Source organism: Propioniciclava sp. MC1683, assembly GCF_014164675.1.
Classification (GTDB): Bacteria; Actinomycetota; Actinomycetes; order Propionibacteriales; family Propionibacteriaceae; genus Propioniciclava.
Window position 1 is genome coordinate 1 of record NZ_JACJFX010000032.1, and the last position, 16,276, is coordinate 16,276.

Here is a 16,276-nt window from a genome sequence, read left to right on the forward strand (position 1 = left end):
CGAACTCTACCGCCGAGGCTTTGTACTCCTCGGTGAATGCCCTCCGTGTCGATCCCATCGTCGGTTCCTCCCAAGTTCAGGAACCCGCGGAATATGCCCCACCCTCCACCAAAGCGGGAACGGTCCAGGGCTTAGAAGTTTCCCTCAGCCAGCTCCTTGAGCGCGGCCTTCTCCAGCTCCGCTTCCGCGAGCAGACGCTTCAGGGTCGCGTTCTGCTTCTCCAACTCCTTCAGGCGCTTTGCGTCGTCGGCCTTGAGGCCGCCGTACTGGTTCCGCCACCGGTAGTACGTCTGCTCGGACACCCCCAGCTCCCGGCACACCGCCGCGACGTCCTGACCATCGGTGAGCATCCTGTCGGCCTGCCCGAGCTTACGGACGACCTGCTCCGGGGTGTGACGCTTCCTGCTGTTCGTCATGATCTGACCAGTCTCCCTGCCCGCGACCGCGGGCAACAGGACGACTCTCATAACGACTGGACCTACGAAACGGGGTCAGCCCAGGGGGTCGCCGGTCCTAGAACAGGGTGGGGGCGAGGGCGACGGCGAGGGGGGCAGACGTCCTGACCGGGTGGCAGGGTTCGTGGCGTTCGGGTGCGAGGCGGCCCCAGGCCAGACCGCAGACCCGCAACAGCTCGTCCAGACTGGCCGCGGACGCCCGGTGCGCCATGTCGAGGGTGATGAGCGCGCACGCGAGCGCATCATGGACTGCGTCGTGGTGCTGGTCCAGCGGGATCGCGGCTTCGGCGGCGACGGCGTCCAGGGTGTGTTCGGGAAGGTCGTAGCAGCGCCGCGCCAGCAGCAGCGAGCAACCGAAGTCGAGCGTGGGCCAGTCGTAGCCGCAGTGGCTGGTCGCGTCACGGATCACCGCGATGTCGAAGGCGGCGTTGTGGGCCACGACGGGGCGTCCGGTGAGTCGCTTCTCGATGTCGGGCCACAGTCGTTCGAAGGTGGGTTGGCCTTCCAAGTCGCGTTCGACGATGCCGTGCACCTGGGTGCAGTCCGGGTCGAACCAACCGCGTCCATGGGGCGGTTGCATCAGGGATCCCCACGTGGCCGCCACCCGGCCGCCGCGGACGAGGGCCAGGCCAACCTGGCAGGGGGATCCCGGCCGCCGGTTCGCGGTCTCGAAGTCGAGAGCGACGAACTCCAGACTCATCGGCTCCCTCCCGCGCCGTCAGCCACCGTCGATCCTTCTGTCAGAACGTCCTGACGAAAGGCTACCGCTGCGTTGGTCGGATTCGCCAACGCTGGGGATACTGGAGTGGGAGGTCGGGATGGAACAACGAATGGCCGTCGCGGCGGTGGCCGAGGCGGCGGCCGGGGTCGAGCGGGCCCAGGCGCTGCTGGAGGCCACGGTCGTGCTGGCCCGCGAAGCAGGCGCGACGTGGGCGCAGATCGGTGAGGCGGCCGGGATGAGCCGGCAATCAGCCCATGAGCGCTGGGGTTGCATCCCGCGTCGCGGGTGTCCCCGCTCTGACTGCGGGTGCCCGGACCACGCCGTGGACTCATGCGACTGCGGGCACGGTCCCGGACGCGGACGCCGCCGGTCCGTGGTCGACTCGCCTGTCAGGCTTTCTTGACATAGGATGTGCTCGACAGGGCAGGATTGGCCTGTCGCCAACCGCTCGCCGAGCGCGCAGCACCCGACAGGAGAAAGCATGAAGATCGCTGTCACCGCCGCCACGGAGGCCGGCCTGGACGCCCCGGTGGCGGGGCACTTCGGCCAGGCCCCCCACTTCGTGCTCGTCGAGGCCACCGGCGGGAGCATCACGACCACACGCAGCGTCCCCAACCCCTTCCTGGCGGGCCATCAGCCCGGTGAGGTCCCCGCGTTCATCCGGGCGCAGGGCGCGGACGTGATCCTGAGCGGTGGCATGGGCGTCCGGGCCATCCGGATCTTCGAGCAGGTGGGCATCACGGCAGCAACGGGGGCCTCCGGGACCGTGCGTCAGGCCGTGACCGACTACCTTCACGGGGCGTTGGCAGGGGCGTCCCCCTGCGCCGACAGCGTGCAACACCACCAGGCCTGAGGAGAGAAGTGAACGCAGGGATCGTCTGCATCCCCGTCGCCGACGACGGGCAGATCGGCCACACGTGGGGCAAGGCCCGCACGGTGGCCCTCGCCACCGTCGAGGACGGGACCATCACCTCGTGGCGCACCCGGATCGTCGACTGGGACGTCTCCAAGGAGCAGGGCACCGAAGGTGCCCACCACGCCCGTGTCGCACGCTTCATCAGGGACAACGCGGTCACCACCGTCATCGCACGCCACATGGGGGATGACATGCAGAACATGCTCACCAAGCTGGGGGTACGCGTCCAGCAGGGCGCCTCAGGAGATGCCCGCGCCGCCGTCACCTCGCTGGAGCGCCGGGGGGGTTGACCGCGATGAGCGCAACCGCCGACAGGCAGCCGGTACCACGAGGCATCGAGAGCCTGATGGTCGGGGGCCGGGTCCTGCCGATGGCCCGGTGGGGTAGCCCCGTCATGCACGTCAGGACGAGCCACGTCACCGCTTTCGACGAGGAACTCCAGACGCTGGTGCGGGACATGTTCGCCACTATGCGGGAATCCCGGGGGGTGGGCCTGGCCGCCACCCAGGTGGGAGTCGGTCTGTCCTTGTTCATCTATGACTGCCCGGACGCGGAGGAGCGCCACCAGTACGGCGCGGTCTGCAATCCGACCCTGAGCCTCCCGCAGGGCAAGGATCGGCGCCTGGACGTGGCGCCCGAAGGGTGCCTCTCACTGCCCGGCGCCTTCCAGGCGTTGGGACGGCCGGACCGTGCCGTCTGCACTGGGGTCGACCCCTTCGGTCAACCTGTCACGGTGATCGGCACCGGGCTCCTAGCCCGTTGCCTGCAACACGAAACCGACCACCTCAAGGGCATCGTGTTCGGGGACCGCCTCCCCGACAAGGCCCGGCGTGACCTGTACGCTCAACACCAGTCGGTGGCCCATCACTACCCCAACGAGTGGCCCACGCAGGCAGACCCGCAGCCCACCCCCGGCCACTCCCGCCTTGGCTATACCACCCCGGTAGAGTTCGAACACGCCCACTACACGGCCCTCGCCCTCGAGGGCCGGCCCAGATAACCAGCGGCAAGAATCGGAACTGTCCGACGAACGGTGTAATTGGCTATTTTTGTTGTGGCGACTACTTCAGTGGTCTTCGGCGGCCGGCATGCGGTCGGCGAAGGTGATGGCGAAGGCGTTGAGTGCTGGCTTCCAGCGTGTCACCCATCGTGTCTGACCGGTGCCTTTGGGGTCCAAGCTTCGGGTGACGAGGTAGAGGGTTTTCATGGGCCAGGTTGATCACGCAGTTGGAGATGACGACGTCGACCGAGGCGTCCGGCAGGGGGAGGTGCTCGATGTGCCCCTTCAGGAAGGTCGCGTTCGTGACGCCGGCCTCGGTCTGGTTGCGCCGCGCGAGGGCGAGCATGTCGTCGGTCATGTCGAGTCCGTAGGCGTGGCCGTCGGGGGCGACGCGGCGGGCGGAGAGTAGGACGTCGAGCCCGCCGCCGGAACCGAGGTCGAGCACGACCTGGCCCGGTTCCAGCGCGGCGAGGGCCGTCGGGTTGCCGCACCCCAAGGAGGTCGCGAGCGCCGCCTCGAACGGGGTGTGTGGGTCGTACAGGTTGCGCGTGATGGGGTCGTCCGTCGGGGAACCCGCCGGCGACGAACCGCAGCACCCGCCGCCCCCACAACACGCGGCCCCGCTCGCGGCGTTCGGGGTGTCGAGGACTTGGAGATGGGCGCGGGCGGTGGCCGTGTAGTGCTCCTGGACGGCTTGGTGGACGTTGCGGTGTGCCGGGTCGGATTCGGGGGACATGAGGGACCTTCTTCAGTCGAGGATGCGGCGCAGGAGTTCGGTGACCCGCTGCTGCAGGTCGTCGCGGATGTCACGCACCACGGGGAGCGGCTGGCCGGCGGGATCGGCGACCTGCCAGTCCTCGTAGATCTTGCCCGGGTAGTAGGGGCACGAGTCGCCGCACCCCATGGTGATCACGACGTCGGCAGCCTGGACGACGGTGTCGGTGAGCGGCTTGGGGTAGGCGGCGGTCAGGGCGATGCCGCGCTCGGCCAGCGCCTCGACCACGAGGGGGTTGATGTCCCCGGTGGGCTGGGAGCCGGCCGAGCGGACGTGGACCCGGCGCGCGGACAGGTGCTCGGTGAGGGCGGCGGCCATCTGCGACCGTCCGGCGTTGTGGACACAGATGAACAGGACCTCGGGGACCTTCTTCGCGACCCGCCCCTCGGCCTGAGCCTTGGCCATCAGTTGCTCGCGGGCCTGCCGCGCCACGAGGACGGGCAGAAAGGTCTCCACGTGCGCGCGGGGTTCCAGCAGGGCGCGCGCGGCATCGACCGCCTCGGCGACGTCATCGGGGGTGAACACGCCCCGGTAGCTGTACTCGAGGTCGGCCTTCAGGGTCTCGTAGGCGTCCGGGATCACGGCAGGCCCCTCACCGGTCGCCGGGCAGCGGCTGGACGGGTACGTCGAGCGACGCGAGCAGCTCGGTCACGCGGCGCTTGATGTCGTCGCGGATGGGGCGCACGGCGTCCACGCCCTGGCCGGCCGGGTCCTCCAGCACCCAGTCCTCGTAGCGCTTGCCCGGATAGAACGGGCAGGTGTCGCCGCAGCCCATGGTGATGACGACGTCGGACGCCCGCACGGCCTGGTCGGTCAGCACCTTCGGCTTCTCGGCCGAGATGTCGATGCCCTCCTCCAGCAGCGCCTCCCGCACCGCGGGATTGATGGTCTCGGCCGGGGCCGAGCCGGCCGAGCGCACCTCGACCACACCGCCGGAGAGGTGGTGGGCATAGGCAGCCGCCATCTGGGACCGCCCGGCGTTGTGCACGCACACGAACATGACCGAGGGGCGCTGCTCGACACCGAGTTCGGACGCCAGCGCCCCGACGCGGGCGTCGATGTCGTCGCGGATGATGTTCATCCGGGCCGTGCCCTCGATGCCGCGGAGGCTGGGCTCATCGGTCTCCCAGCGTTCGATGGTGGCCTTCATGCCCTCGACCGGCTCGACCTGGGCGTCCGCACCGAGGATGACGACTCGGTCGGCGGTGCGGAGGAGTTCGGGATCGATGCCCTTGGGGGTGGCGTCGGCCATGCTGGCGCCGACCTCGGCCACGGACGCCGCGGACTCGGCGTTCACGCCGGCCTCGACCGGCTTGGGCCTGGTACCGGCGGAGTGGATGGCAACGGCGTCCCCGACCCGTCGGCGGAGCAGCGCCTCGGCCATCTGGGACTTGCCGGCGTTCGACACGCAGACGAACAGGACGGTGGGACGGCGATCGGTGGTCATGGGTCTCCTCAGCGGGACGAAGGGGACGGTGCGGTCGAGCGGGACGGGAGGCTGGGGTCGCCGGGGAACAGGCGCGGCGCCAGCCACAGGCTGACGTAGACGAGGCCGACGAGGATGGGCACCTCGATCAGCGGGCCGACCACGCCGGCCAGCGCCTGGCCGGAGGTGATGCCGAAGGTGCCGATCGCGACCGCGATGGCGAGCTCGAAGTTGTTGCCGGCCGCGGTGAACGCGACGGTGGCCGAGTGCGCGTAGTCCAGGCCAACCGCGCGCGAGGCCAGCAGCGAGCCGAGCCACATCAGCGCGAAGTACGCCAGCAGGGGCAGCGCGATCCGGGCCACGTCGAGCGGACGGGAGGTGATCTCGTCGCCCTGCAGTGCGAACAGCAGCACGATGGTGAAGAGCAGCCCGTACAGCGCCCACGGCCCGAGCTTCGGCAGGAACCGCTGCTCGTACCAGGTGCGCCCCTTGGCGCGCTCACCGACGTACCGGGTGAGGAACCCGGCGGCCAGCGGGATGCCGAGGAACACCAGCACGCTCACGAAGATCGCCCACACGGAGAACTCCGCCGAGGTGGTCGGCAGGCCCAGCCAGCTCGGCAGGACCTGCAGGTAGAACCAGCCCAGCGCGGAGAAGGCGATGACCTGGAACACCGAGTTGACCGCGACCAGGACCGCGGCGGCCTCGCGGTCGCCGCAGGCGAGGTCGTTCCAGATCAGCACCATCGCGATGCAGCGGGCCAGGCCGACGATGATCAGGCCCGTCCGGTACTCGGGAAGGTCGGGCAGCAACAGCCACGCCAGCGCGAACATGAGCGCAGGGCCGAGCACCCAGTTGAGCACCAGGGAGAGGGCCATCAGCCGCTTGTTGGCCGTGACGCGGTGGGTCTCGTCGTACCGGACCTTGGCCAGCACCGGGTACATCATCACGAGCAGGCCCAAGGCGATGGGCAGCGACACCGACCCGATCTTCACCGCGTCGAGGGCGGGGGCCAGGCCGGGCACCAGGCGTCCGAGCAGCAGCCCGACCGCCATAGCGGCGATGATCCACACCGGGAGGAACCGGTCCAGGACGCTCATCTTCCCGGCCACGGTCGCGTGGGCTGCCGAGTGGGTTTGGGTGGGCGCCACGATCGCACCTCTCATATCGACGACGTTCGATCCTCATCCTTCCCGACCGCATCGACACCTGTCAATATGGCGGCTACACTGGCCGGATGGCACGCGCGGCACTGGACCTCAGCAATCTCGTCATCGAGGCCGAGACGTGTGCCACGGCGGCCCCCGACGTGATGCCCGCCGAGCGCGCCGGCTGCCTCGCCGACACGTTCAAGGCGCTGGCCGACCCGACCCGGGTGCGGCTCCTGGCGCACCTGGCCGCCTCTCCGGACGGCACGGCCTGCGCCTGCCACCTCCCGGACGCCCTGGGCATCAGCCAGCCCACCCTCTCCCACCACTTGAAGAAGCTGGCCGAGGCCGGGCTGGTCACGCGCGAGCAGCGTGGGCGCTGGGCCCACTACACCGTGGTGAGGAACGTCCTCGATGTCGCGCGGGACTTCCTCGGCGAATCCACCGAGGGCCCTCGCTGCTGCTGACCGACGCCGACTTCTCCGGGATCGCATTGGCGCACGTCGATATGGGCTACCCTAGGGCTATATCGATGAGCGTCAATTAGTCACTGGGAGGGGCCATGGCCGTCATCCGCGTCTTCGAACCCGCACTGTGCTGCAACACCGGTGTGTGTGGCACCGACGTCGACGAGAGCCTGGTCCGGTTCACCGCGGACCTGAACGCCGTGAAGGGCGAGGGCGTCGACATCGCCCGGGCCAACCTGGCCACCGATCCTGGCGCCTTCGCGGCGAACCCCATCGCGGTGGCCTTCGTCCAGACCGTCGGCTCCGCCGGTCTGCCCCTGACCGTGGTGGACGACGTCACGGTGCTCACCGGCCGCTACCCCACGCGCGAGGAGCTGCAGCAGTGGGCGGGCGTCACACCGGCGCTGCGCATCGAATTGCCCCTGGCCACCGCCGGTGGTTGTGGCGGCTCCACCGGCTGCTGCTGATTCCCCACCGAGCCAGAAGGAGACCCGGCCATGCGCTTCCTCGACAACCCGCCCCGCCACCTGTTCTTCACCGGCAAGGGGGGCGTGGGCAAGACCAGCATCGCGTGCGCCAGCGCGGTGGTGCTGGCCCGGCGCGGGAAGCGCGTGCTGCTGGTCAGCACCGACCCCGCGAGCAACGTGGGGCAGGTCTTCGGCACAGCGATCGGCAACCGGGTCACCGCCATCACGCAGGTCCCCGGCCTGTCCGCCATCGAGATCGACCCCGCCCAGGCAGCCGCCGACTACCGGGAGCAGATCCTGTCGCCCGTGCGTGCGCTGCTGCCCCCCGTCGAGATCGCGGCCATCACCGAACAGCTGTCCGGCTCCTGCACCACCGAGATCGCCTCGTTCAACGAGTTCACCATGCTGCTCGCCGACCCCACCGAGACCGCGGGCTTCGACCACGTCATCTTCGACACGGCCCCCACGGGGCACACCATCCGGCTGCTGCAACTGCCCGGCAGCTGGACGAGCTTCCTCGACCAGGGCAAGGGCGACGCCTCGTGCCTGGGCCCGATGAGCGGGCTGGAGAAGAACCGTGCCACGTATCGCGCGGCCGTGCAGGCCCTGACCGATCCAGGCACGACCCGGTTGGTGCTGGTCGCCCGCGCCCAGACCAGCACCCTCAGCGAGGTCGCCCGCACCCACGACGAGCTCTCCGCGCTCGGCATCCGCCCGACCCACCTCGTCCTCAACGGCGTCCTGCCCCCCAGCCCCGCGGGAGACTCCCTCCACCAAGCGATCCGCGACCGCGAGCAACAGGTTCTCGCGAACCTGCCCGCCACCCTGACCGGGATGGCCACGGATGAGATCGCCCTCAAACCGACCAACATGGTCGGCCTGCCCGCCCTCGAGCACCTGTTCTCGGACGACCTCCCCCCCGGCGAGGCGCCGGAGGCAGCGTTGGTCGGTGGGGGCGCTCCGGCAGGGCTGTCCTCGCTGATCGACGACCTCGAGGCCCAAGGCCACGGGCTGGTGATGACGATGGGAAAGGGCGGCGTCGGCAAGACCACCATCGCGGCCGCCATCGCGGTGGCACTCGCCGAACGGGGCCACCGCGTCCACCTCACGACCACCGACCCCGCCGCCCACCTGAGCGCCACCCTCGAGGCCGGCGTGGCCAACCTCACCGTCGACGCCATCGACCCTGAACAGGCCACGCAGGCCTACCGGGACCGCGTGATGGCCACCAAGGGCAAGAACCTGGACGACGCCGGCCGAGCCGCGCTGCTGGAGGACCTGATGAGCCCCTGCACCGAGGAGGTCGCCGTCTTCCAGCAGTTCAGCCGGGCCGTGAACCAGGCACGGACGCAGTTCGTCGTCATGGACACCGCACCCACCGGCCACACTCTGCTCCTCATGGACGCCACCGGCTCCTACCACCGCGACATCATGCGCCACCTCGACGAGAGCCAACGGGCGCGGAACACCACGCCGTTGATGCGCCTCCAGGATCCCGGGCACACCAGGATCATCATCGTCACCCTGCCCGAGACCACCCCCATCCTGGAGGCCGAAGAACTCGTCGAGGACCTCGAGCGCGCCCACATCCACCCCTGGGCGTGGGTCGTCAACAACTCGCTCAGCGCCGCCGCTCCCACCTCGCCGTTGCTCGTCCGTCGAGCCAACAACGAGGCCGAACACCTCAAGCGAGTGCGCGCCATCGCCCCCAGGGTCGCGGTCGTGCCCCTCCAGACGCGGGAGCCCATCGGCGTCCCGGCCCTCGAGGACCTGACCCGGCCGCAGGAGGTCCTGGCCGCCCGGTAGCGTTCAGCCGCCCCTCTGGCGTCCCCGTCGTCCCACACATCAGGGGTCTGACTGGCCCTCTCGGATCTGGTGGATCTACCCTCGGCCGATGGACGACTACGCCGCCGCCGCGGAACTGTTTCAAGGTTTCCCCGAGGGTGCTGCGATCCTTCACGCAGTTCAAGAGGCAGTGAGCACACTCAGCGAAACGACAATGAAAGTCACCAAGAGCCAGGTCGCCTTCCGGCGCCGCGGCTTTGCCTACGTGTGGCGCCCCGGGCAGTACATCAACAGCGATGTCCCAGCGGTGCTCTCCATCGAGTTGCCCCGTGAGCTCAGGTCCGATCGCATCAAGGAACTCGGCGGGTTGGCGGGCGAACCGGCCACCGGGCATGGTGCCGGTCGGCAGCAGCGGCAAGGTGTCCTCGGTGGCCCGCTCGAGCATGGAGGCGATCTTGGTGACCGACACCACGTCGAGGTCCAGCGCGCGGGAGCACGCCGTGTCGACGGGCGCGTTGCCGTAGCGGCGGACCAGCCCGAGGAGCCGGTACACCGCGCGCATCCGCACTCTTGAGCGTGGCGACAAGGGGTTTCAAGGGTTCGCGGGGTAGCTTGAGACAAGGGTCTGTTCTAGTCCGATGGTTGCCCGTTCGAGTCGGGCCGGGGGCGCTGTCATACGTGGTCAGCGCCTTGATTGGCGCCAATCAGTGTCATCGTGACGGCACCTCAGCCAGACGTGGACGGGTGGCTGCCGGCGGCCTGTGTGATGGCTGCGAGGGCTTCGGCCAAGGCTGTTGACGTGGCCTCGTCGCGGACGGCGGCCCTGAACCAGTCGGGGCCGAGTCCGGGGAACGTCTCCCCGCGACGGACAGCGAACCCGTGCCTGGCGAGCCGTGGTCGGATGGATTCCCGCCCCAGTCTGGTGCTGGGGACGAGGACGAACGGCGTCCGGGGGGTGCCGGCGACAGGGAACCCCACGTTGGCCAGTGCTGAGCACAGCAAAGCGCGGTCGTTGTCGGTCTGACGGGCCGCAGCCCCGGCCTCAGCGAGGGCTTCGGGCGTGTTGCAGACCACGAGGGCGTCGAGGGCTGGGGTGGAAGTGGCCCAAGGGCGCTGGCGGTGCGCCAGCACTTCGACGAGGCGGGGGTCTCCCACCACGTATCCGGCCCTGATTCCGGGGATTCCCCACATCTTGGTGAGGGACCGAACGACCAGCATCCCGGTCAGGTCGTCGCCGTTGAGAACCGACTCTTGCTCTCCGGGGACGAAGTCCATGAAGGCCTCGTCGACGACCACGATCCGGTCCGGTCGGCGGAGGGACCGGATGGCCGCGGCGGGGTGGAGGGTGCCTGTGGGGTTGGTGGGGTTGCCGATCACGACGAGGTCGCCGTGGGGGACCTTGTCGGGGTCGAGCAGGAACTCGGGTGCGGACAGCACGTGCCTGGTCACAGGGAGGCCGGCGTCGGTCAGCGCAGACTCGGGTTCGGTGAACTGGGGGTGGACCACGACGGGTTGCGTCGGTCGGAGGGATTCGGCGACCAGGGTGAACGCCGCCGCCGCGCCGGCGACCGGTAGGACGTAATGGGGTGGGACGCGGTGGCGGTTCGCGAGTGCCGCCATGGCTTCTCGGGGGTCGGGGTAGCTGGCCCAGCGGGCGGGGTCGTGGGTCAGTGCGTGCAGCAGCCAGGCGGGGGCCGGGCTCCGGACGTTGACGGCCAGGTCGATGAGGCCGGGGGCGGTGTCGGAGTCCCCGTGGTGGCGGAGGTTCATGGGTGCGCCCGGTGGAAGTGCGTGGCGGCCTCGGCGAAGCGCCGGGCCTGCTCGGGGTGCCCGGCCCAGTGGACGTGGTGGTAGCTGGCCTGGACGCCCCTGCTGAGGTGGGGGTGGCTGTCGGTCGGTTCGACCGTGGTGCGGTGGAACTCGTGGAAGCGATACGTCTCGCCGGTCCGCACGGTCAGTCCGTCGTGGGGGACAGTGGACTGCTGGTACCCCAGCGTGAGCCGCTCCGACATGCGAGCGGCGAGCGGCAGGACGCCGGCCATCGGGGCGCCGTCGAGGCTCCGACACAGGTAGAGCAGCCCGGCGCACTCGGCGTAGGTGGGAAGCCCCGCCTCCACGGCCGCTCTCACGTGGGTGAGGAGCGTGGTGTTGGCGGCGAGTTCGCTGGCGAACACTTCGGGGAAGCCGCCACCCAGGTACAGCCCGGCAGTTCGGTCGGGCAGGTTGGGGTCGGTGAGGGGGTCGAACTCGACCACGTCGCACCCGGCTGCCTCCAGCAGCTCGGTGGTCTCGGCGTAGCGGAACGTGAACGCCCGTCCAGCCGCGATGGCGATCCGTGGACGCTGCTGCGACCTGGTGGGGGCGTCCATGGCCAGTGCCCTGACCGGCGACCAGGGCTCGGTGTCGAGGGGGGCCGCAGTGCGGGCCAGGTCCAGCAACGCATCGAGGTCGACGTGGTCGGCCACGAGCGCGGCCGCCGAATCGACCACCGCCTGTGCGGCGGCCCGCTCGGCGGCGGGTACCAATCCCAGGTGCCTCGAGGGCACGACGAGAGCGGTGCTGCGCGGTATCGAGCCCAGGAGCGGCAGGCTCACCTGCCCCAACGCGTCGGCGACCTCGGCCAGCGCGCGCGGCGAGCCCACCCGGTTCAGGATCACGCCGGCGACGCGCGGCGCGTCGGGGTGCACGGCGAGTCCGTGTGCGACGGCGGCGGCGGTGCGGGAGGAGTGGGCGGCGTCCACGACGAGCACGACCGGCGTGTCGGTGAGCTGGGCGACGTGGGCGGTGGAGCCGAAGCCCCGGCGTCCGTCGACCTCGCCGAGCTTGCCGTCGTAGAGCCCCATCACGCCCTCGATGACGGCCACGTGGGCTCCGGCTGAGCCGTGCAGCAGGAGGGGGGAGATCAGGTCGGCCCCGCAGAGCCAGGGGTCGAGGTTGCGGCCGGGGCGTCCGGTGGCCAGCGCGTGGTAGCCGGGGTCGATGTAGTCGGGGCCGACCTTGAACGGCGCGACGTCGAGCCCGCGGGCCCGCAGTGCGGCCATCAGCCCGAACGCCACGGTGGTCTTGCCGGCCCCCGAGGTGGGCGCGGCCAGGGCGAACCGAGGCAGTGCGGTCACCATGCGATGCCCGCCTGCCCCCGCGCGCCGCGGCCGGCGTGGACGATCAGCGGGGGCTTGGTGCGCCGTGCGCGCGTGGTTTCGCCGTGGGACGGTGCCATCTCAACTCCTCAACGCCAGCAGGGCGTCGAGGTCGAGGTGGGCCTCGACGGCATCCGCCAGCGTGTCGATCATGGTCTCACGGGCTGCCGCGTACCCCGGCCCGGGGGTCGGTCGCCAGTCGCTGCCGGCCAGTTCGGTGACGTGGGTCAGGAAGGCCACACGGAATGCGTCGTCCTCGAATGCCCCGTGCAGCATGGTGCCGAACGTCGCGTCGTCGCGGACGCCGTCCAGGAATGCTTCCCCGCTCCGCGCCGTCACCTGGCCGTGGTGGATCTCGTAGCCGGACACCTCGAGGTTCCGCCACCTGTAGGAGGACCGCCGCGTGGTGCGCTCACCGAAGACGAACTCGACCGGCAGCACGCCCAGCCCGGCGACGTGGCCTGCACCGGACTCGATGTCGTCGGTGATCGTCCTGGCGAGCATCTCGAAGCCGCCGCAGATGCCGAGCGTGGGGCGTCCGGACGCATGCCGCTTCTTCACCACTTGGTCGAGGCCACGGTCGCGCAGCCAGGCGAGGTCGTTCAGCGTCGCGCGCGTGCCCGGCACGACCAGCAGGTCGGATGCTGCCGCCACGGCCGGGTCGGTGGTCACGTCGACGCGCACCCCCGGCGTCGCGGCCAGCGCCTCGACGTCGGTGGAGTTGGAGATCCGGGGCAGGCGGAGCACCGCTACCCGCAGCTCGTGGCCCTCGCGGTGCCGGGCCCCTGCGGACCAGCGGGCGATGTCGAGGGCGTCCTCGCCGTCGAGCCAGACGCCGTCGAGCCAGGGCAGCACACCGAAGCACGGCAGGCCGGTGCGGCGGGTGATCTCGGCCAGGCCGGGGTCCAGCACCGCCTGGTCGCCACGGAACTTGTTGATCACGTATCCGGACAACAGGCGCTGGTCGGCGGGCTCGAGCAGCGCCCAGGTGCCGTACAGGCTGGCGAGGACGCCGCCGCGGTCGATGTCGCCAACGATGACCACCGGGAGGTCGAAACGCCTGGCCAACCCCATGTTGACGTAGTCGCGCTCGCGCAGGTTGATCTCGGCTGGCGACCCGGCCCCCTCGACCACGACGAGGTCGTGTTTGCCGGCGAGCTCGGCGTAGGCGGCGTAGGCGGACTCGGCCAGGTGGGCCCGGCCGGTGGCGTACTCACCGGCCTCGAGGACGCCGGCGTCCCGGCCCCGTAGCACGACGTGGGCGCGCCGGTCGCTGCCGGGCTTGAGCAGCACCGGGTTGAGCAGGGTGGACGGCTCGACGCCCGCTGCCTGCGCCTGCAGGTACTGGGCGCGGCCGATCTCGCCGCCGTCGGCGCAGACCGCGGAGTTGTTCGACATGTTCTGCGCCTTGAACGGCGTGACCGTCAGGCCGCGGCGGGCGAAGGCACGGCACAGGCCGGTGACGACGAGCGACTTGCCGGCGTCCGAGCTGGTGCCGGCGATGAGCAGGCCGGTCATCGGGTCCTCCTGGTGACGAGGGCGGCGGTGGTGGCCGCCAGGGCCGTGGCCGCAGCCGTGACGGCGGTGACCAGGCGGGCCGCCTGACGGACGTCCCCGGCGCTCGGGTGGGGCCAGTCGGGGTTGCCCAACGTACCGCGGACCTCGACGCGGTCACCATAGGTGTTGGCGCCGCCGAGCCGGACGCCCAACGCCCCGGCCCACGCCGCCTCGCACCAGCCACCGTTGGGGCTGGGGTGGTCGGCTGCGTCGCGCAGCATGGTGGTGGCGGCCCGGCGGGGGATGCCGCCGGCCAGCGGGGCGACGGCGCAGGCGAGCGCGCCGGTGAGCCGGGCAGACGCCCAGCCGAGCAGGTCGTCCAGGTGAGCCGAGGCGGTGCCGAAGTGGGCGTAGCGGTCGTGGCGGTGGCCGACCATGGCATCCAGGGTGTTGACGGCCCGATGGGCGGCCATGCCTGGCATGCCCGCCACCGCCGCCCAGCACAGGGTGGCGACGACGGCGTCGTTGGTGTTCTCGGCCAGGGACTCGACGGTGGCCCGGCCCAGGTCATCGGTGGACAGGCCGTCGGGGGAGCGCCCGCACAGGTTCGGGAGTTGGGAGCGGGCAGCGGCCAGGTCGCCGGTGGCGAGCCGGTCTGCCATGGCGTGACCCTCGCGGGCGAGCGACCGGGCCCCGAGGCACGCCCAGGTGACAACGGCGGTGGCCAGGGTGTGCGCGACCGGGTGGCGGCGGGTCAGCCGTTCGGCGGCGACACCGCACGCCAGGACGGGTGCGACCGCGACCGCTGTGAAGGCGGCGCCGCGTGAGCGTGAGTCGGCGTACAGTTCCCGCTCAACCATCGCTGCCCACGACCCGAAGGCGGCGACCGGATGGCCGCGCCGTGGGTCGCCGAGGACCGCGTCAGCGGCGACGCCGAGCACCAGGCCGAGGGCGCGGCTCATCGGGCACCGCGCGGGCGGTTAGGGTCGGGGACCATGAGGGTTCTCGTGCTCGCCGGCACCGGCGACGGGCAGGCGGTGGCGCAGGCACTGCGGGCGTCCGGGCTGGAGGTGGTGGAGTCGGTGGCGGGCCGCACGGCGGCGGCTCGTGGCCGGGCTGTGCACGAGGGCGTGCGCGTCGGTGGGTTCGGCGGCGCCGACGGGCTGGCCGCCTGGCTGCGCGAGCAGGACGTCGGCGCGGTCGTTGACGCCACCCACCCGTTCGCGCAGCGGATGACGGCCAACGCCGTTGAGGCCTGCACCCGCGCCGGTGTTCCGGTGGCGCGGTGGGTGCGGCCGTCGTGGCTGGAGCGCCCCGACGCCGCGTCGTGGCTGTGCGTGCCCGACCATGCGGCGGCCGTCCGTGGGGCGGCCGGGAAGGGTCGGGTCCTGCTCACGGTCGGACGCCAGGAGCTGGCGGCGTACCGGGACCTGCACGACGTGGTCGCCCGGGTCACAGAGCCGACCGCCGGCTGGGTCACCCCCAACGGTTGGGAACTGGTGGTCGCCCGGGGGCCGTTCGACGCGGCTGCCGAGCACGCCCTCATGGCCGACCGAGGCGTGCGCGTGCTCGTGACCAAGGATTCCGGCGGAGCCGGCACCGCCGCCAAGCTCGATGCGGCGGCGACGCTGGGGGTGCAGGTCGTGATGATCACGCGCCCGGCCGACCCTGACGGCATCCCGAGGCTCACCGACACCGACGCCGCCATCCGGTGGGCCAGCGCGGCGCTCACCGCAGGTCCAGCCCGGCCACGTCCCCGATGACGGTGACGGACGGGGGCCGCACGCTGTTGCTGACCGCCAGGTCGGCGATCGTGGCCAGCGTGCCGCGCACGACCTGCATGGCGGGGCTGGCTGCCTTGGTCACGACCGCGGCGGGCGTGTCTGCGGGGAGGCCACCCTCGGCCAGCGCCGCCGCGATGGCCGGCAGATGGCGCACCCCCATCAGGAGCACCAGCGTGGTCCCGCTCTGCGCGAGGGCTGCCCAGTCGATGTGGCAGTGCGGGTCGTCGGGAGCGACGTGCCCCGACACCACCGTGAACCCCTGCGACACGCCCCGGTGCGTGACCGGGATGCCCGCCAGCTCGGGGGCCGCGACCGCCGACGTGACGCCGGGGACGACGGCGACAGCGACGCCGGCGTCCGCGCACGCGATGAACTCCTCACCGCCGCGCCCGAACACGAACGGGTCGCCACCCTTGAGCCGTACGACGTGCCGCCCCGCCCGGGCGTGCTCGATGAGCAGGGCGTTGATCTCCTCCTGCGGGGTCGCTGGGCCGTGCGGGGTCTTGCCGACGTTGACGACCTCGGTGCCGTTGACCAGCGTGCTCACATCCGGAGCGAGGTGGTCGGTGAGGATGATGTCGGCCGACTGCAGCGCGCGCAGGCCGGCGAGGGTGAGCAGGTCGGGGTCGCCGGGGCCGCCTCCCACCAGGGTGACGCGGCCGGGTGCAGGGTCTGGGGAGGTCATGGGGCTCCTTGTA

At 71.1% G+C, this 16,276-nt stretch carries 15 protein-coding genes and 5 pseudogenes; 8 read left to right on the forward strand and 12 right to left on the reverse strand.

The features are described from left to right. Positions 1-140 precede the first annotated feature (140 nt). Positions 141-416, reverse strand: a pseudogene (locus tag H5397_RS14310) (transposase); the annotation flags it as partial. A gap of 97 nt (positions 417-513) precedes the next feature. Beyond that, entirely contained in the window at positions 514-1,155 is a 642-nt protein-coding gene (locus H5397_RS14315; protein ID WP_182818245.1) for a 3'-5' exonuclease, read from the reverse strand. 502 nt (positions 1,156-1,657) lie between these two features. Between H5397_RS14315 and H5397_RS14320 the strand changes: the two genes are divergently transcribed. From H5397_RS14320 to def, 3 genes are read left to right on the forward strand one after another with little or no spacing between them, the layout of a single operon-like run. Next, positions 1,658-2,029 carry a NifB/NifX family molybdenum-iron cluster-binding protein gene (locus H5397_RS14320; RefSeq protein ID WP_182818246.1) on the forward strand — a complete coding sequence of 124 codons (372 nt, stop codon included), beginning with the start codon at positions 1,658-1,660 and terminating at the stop codon, positions 2,027-2,029. A gap of 8 nt (positions 2,030-2,037) precedes the next feature. After that, positions 2,038-2,382: a NifB/NifX family molybdenum-iron cluster-binding protein gene (locus H5397_RS14325; RefSeq protein WP_220492302.1), complete on the forward strand. Its 345-nt coding sequence runs from the start codon at positions 2,038-2,040 to the stop codon at positions 2,380-2,382. A gap of 5 nt (positions 2,383-2,387) precedes the next feature. After that, complete coding sequence (def, locus tag H5397_RS14330) at positions 2,388-3,092, forward strand: peptide deformylase (protein ID WP_309224378.1); 705 nt, start codon at positions 2,388-2,390, stop codon at positions 3,090-3,092. A 66-nt stretch (positions 3,093-3,158) separates the two neighbouring features. Here the strand turns inward: def and H5397_RS18470 are convergent. From H5397_RS18470 to arsB, 6 genes and pseudogenes are all read right to left on the reverse strand, one after another. Continuing rightward, positions 3,159-3,299: pseudogene (locus H5397_RS18470) on the reverse strand (IS256 family transposase); the annotation flags it as partial. A gap of 13 nt (positions 3,300-3,312) precedes the next feature. Next, positions 3,313-3,828, reverse strand: a pseudogene (locus H5397_RS14335) (methyltransferase domain-containing protein); the annotation flags it as partial. Positions 3,829-3,840: 12 nt separating this feature from the next. Continuing rightward, the gene (locus H5397_RS14340) at positions 3,841-4,449 is read right to left on the reverse strand and encodes an arsenate reductase ArsC (RefSeq protein ID WP_309224379.1); all 609 of its coding nucleotides are present in this window, start codon (positions 4,447-4,449) and stop codon (positions 3,841-3,843) included. A gap of 10 nt (positions 4,450-4,459) precedes the next feature. Then, positions 4,460-4,867, reverse strand: a complete 408-nt coding sequence (locus H5397_RS18475) for an arsenate reductase ArsC (RefSeq protein WP_223202174.1) — start codon at positions 4,865-4,867, stop codon at positions 4,460-4,462. Between the two features lie 159 nt (positions 4,868-5,026). Further along, positions 5,027-5,314, reverse strand: a pseudogene (locus H5397_RS18480) (low molecular weight phosphatase family protein); the annotation flags it as partial. Positions 5,315-5,322: 8 nt separating this feature from the next. Then, complete coding sequence (arsB, locus tag H5397_RS14350; protein ID WP_255438949.1) at positions 5,323-6,393, reverse strand: ACR3 family arsenite efflux transporter; 1,071 nt, start codon at positions 6,391-6,393, stop codon at positions 5,323-5,325. Between the two features lie 137 nt (positions 6,394-6,530). Here arsB and H5397_RS14355 point away from each other — a divergent pair, with 137 nt between their 5' ends. From H5397_RS14355 to H5397_RS14370, 4 genes are all read left to right on the forward strand, one after another. Then, complete coding sequence (locus tag H5397_RS14355; RefSeq protein WP_182818251.1) at positions 6,531-6,908, forward strand: helix-turn-helix transcriptional regulator; 378 nt, start codon at positions 6,531-6,533, stop codon at positions 6,906-6,908. A 95-nt stretch (positions 6,909-7,003) separates the two neighbouring features. Then, a complete protein-coding gene (gene arsD / locus H5397_RS14360) occupies positions 7,004-7,375 on the forward strand; it encodes an arsenite efflux transporter metallochaperone ArsD (protein WP_182818252.1) in 372 nt (123 codons plus the stop codon). A gap of 30 nt (positions 7,376-7,405) precedes the next feature. Continuing rightward, on the forward strand, positions 7,406-9,181 hold the full coding sequence (gene arsA, locus H5397_RS14365; RefSeq protein WP_182818253.1) for an arsenical pump-driving ATPase: 1,776 nt from the start codon (positions 7,406-7,408) through the stop codon (positions 9,179-9,181). Between the two features lie 88 nt (positions 9,182-9,269). Beyond that, positions 9,270-9,734 (forward strand): hypothetical protein, encoded by a 465-nt coding sequence (locus tag H5397_RS14370; RefSeq protein WP_182818254.1) that lies wholly within the window; start codon positions 9,270-9,272, stop codon positions 9,732-9,734. 152 nt (positions 9,735-9,886) lie between these two features. On the opposite strand, the pseudogene H5397_RS14375 reads toward H5397_RS14370, so the two are convergent. The 3 genes and pseudogenes from H5397_RS14375 to H5397_RS14385 form a co-directional block, all read right to left on the reverse strand. Further along, a pseudogene (locus tag H5397_RS14375) lies at positions 9,887-12,279 on the reverse strand (cobyrinate a,c-diamide synthase). 99 nt (positions 12,280-12,378) lie between these two features. Continuing rightward, complete coding sequence (locus tag H5397_RS14380; protein ID WP_182818258.1) at positions 12,379-13,815, reverse strand: cobyric acid synthase; 1,437 nt, start codon at positions 13,813-13,815, stop codon at positions 12,379-12,381. Further along, entirely contained in the window at positions 13,812-14,756 is a 945-nt protein-coding gene (locus tag H5397_RS14385; RefSeq protein ID WP_182818260.1) for a cobalamin biosynthesis protein, read from the reverse strand. Before H5397_RS14385 ends, H5397_RS14380 begins: the two co-directional genes overlap by 4 nt. A gap of 33 nt (positions 14,757-14,789) precedes the next feature. Here H5397_RS14385 and H5397_RS14390 point away from each other — a divergent pair, with 33 nt between their 5' ends. Further along, the gene (locus H5397_RS14390; protein WP_182818261.1) at positions 14,790-15,557 is read left to right on the forward strand and encodes a cobalt-precorrin-6A reductase; all 768 of its coding nucleotides are present in this window, start codon (positions 14,790-14,792) and stop codon (positions 15,555-15,557) included. On the opposite strand, the gene cobA is transcribed toward H5397_RS14390, so the two are convergent. Continuing rightward, on the reverse strand, positions 15,523-16,263 hold the full coding sequence (gene cobA / locus H5397_RS14395; protein WP_131169792.1) for a uroporphyrinogen-III C-methyltransferase: 741 nt from the start codon (positions 16,261-16,263) through the stop codon (positions 15,523-15,525). The two genes, H5397_RS14390 and cobA, sit on opposite strands and share 35 nt — an antisense overlap. Between the last annotated feature and the right edge of the window lie 13 nt (positions 16,264-16,276).

Coding starts and splice junctions, on each gene's coding strand:
- H5397_RS14315 (WP_182818245.1), bottom strand. CDS start 1,155: ATGAGTCTGGAGTTCGTCGCTCTCGACTTCGAGACCGCGAACCGGCGG.
- H5397_RS14320 (WP_182818246.1), top strand. CDS start 1,658: ATGAAGATCGCTGTCACCGCCGCCACGGAGGCCGGCCTGGACGCCCCG.
- def (WP_309224378.1), top strand. CDS start 2,388: ATGAGCGCAACCGCCGACAGGCAGCCGGTACCACGAGGCATCGAGAGC.
- H5397_RS18475 (WP_223202174.1), bottom strand. CDS start 4,867: ATGTTCGTGTGCGTGCACAACGCCGGGCGGTCCCAGATGGCGGCTGCC.
- arsB (WP_255438949.1), bottom strand. CDS start 6,393: ATGAGCGTCCTGGACCGGTTCCTCCCGGTGTGGATCATCGCCGCTATG.
- H5397_RS14355 (WP_182818251.1), top strand. CDS start 6,531: ATGGCACGCGCGGCACTGGACCTCAGCAATCTCGTCATCGAGGCCGAG.
- arsD (WP_182818252.1), top strand. CDS start 7,004: ATGGCCGTCATCCGCGTCTTCGAACCCGCACTGTGCTGCAACACCGGT.
- arsA (WP_182818253.1), top strand. CDS start 7,406: ATGCGCTTCCTCGACAACCCGCCCCGCCACCTGTTCTTCACCGGCAAG.
- H5397_RS14370 (WP_182818254.1), top strand. CDS start 9,270: ATGGACGACTACGCCGCCGCCGCGGAACTGTTTCAAGGTTTCCCCGAG.
- H5397_RS14380 (WP_182818258.1), bottom strand. CDS start 13,815: ATGACCGGCCTGCTCATCGCCGGCACCAGCTCGGACGCCGGCAAGTCG.
- H5397_RS14385 (WP_182818260.1), bottom strand. CDS start 14,756: ATGAGCCGCGCCCTCGGCCTGGTGCTCGGCGTCGCCGCTGACGCGGTC.
- H5397_RS14390 (WP_182818261.1), top strand. CDS start 14,790: ATGAGGGTTCTCGTGCTCGCCGGCACCGGCGACGGGCAGGCGGTGGCG.
- cobA (WP_131169792.1), bottom strand. CDS start 16,263: ATGACCTCCCCAGACCCTGCACCCGGCCGCGTCACCCTGGTGGGAGGC.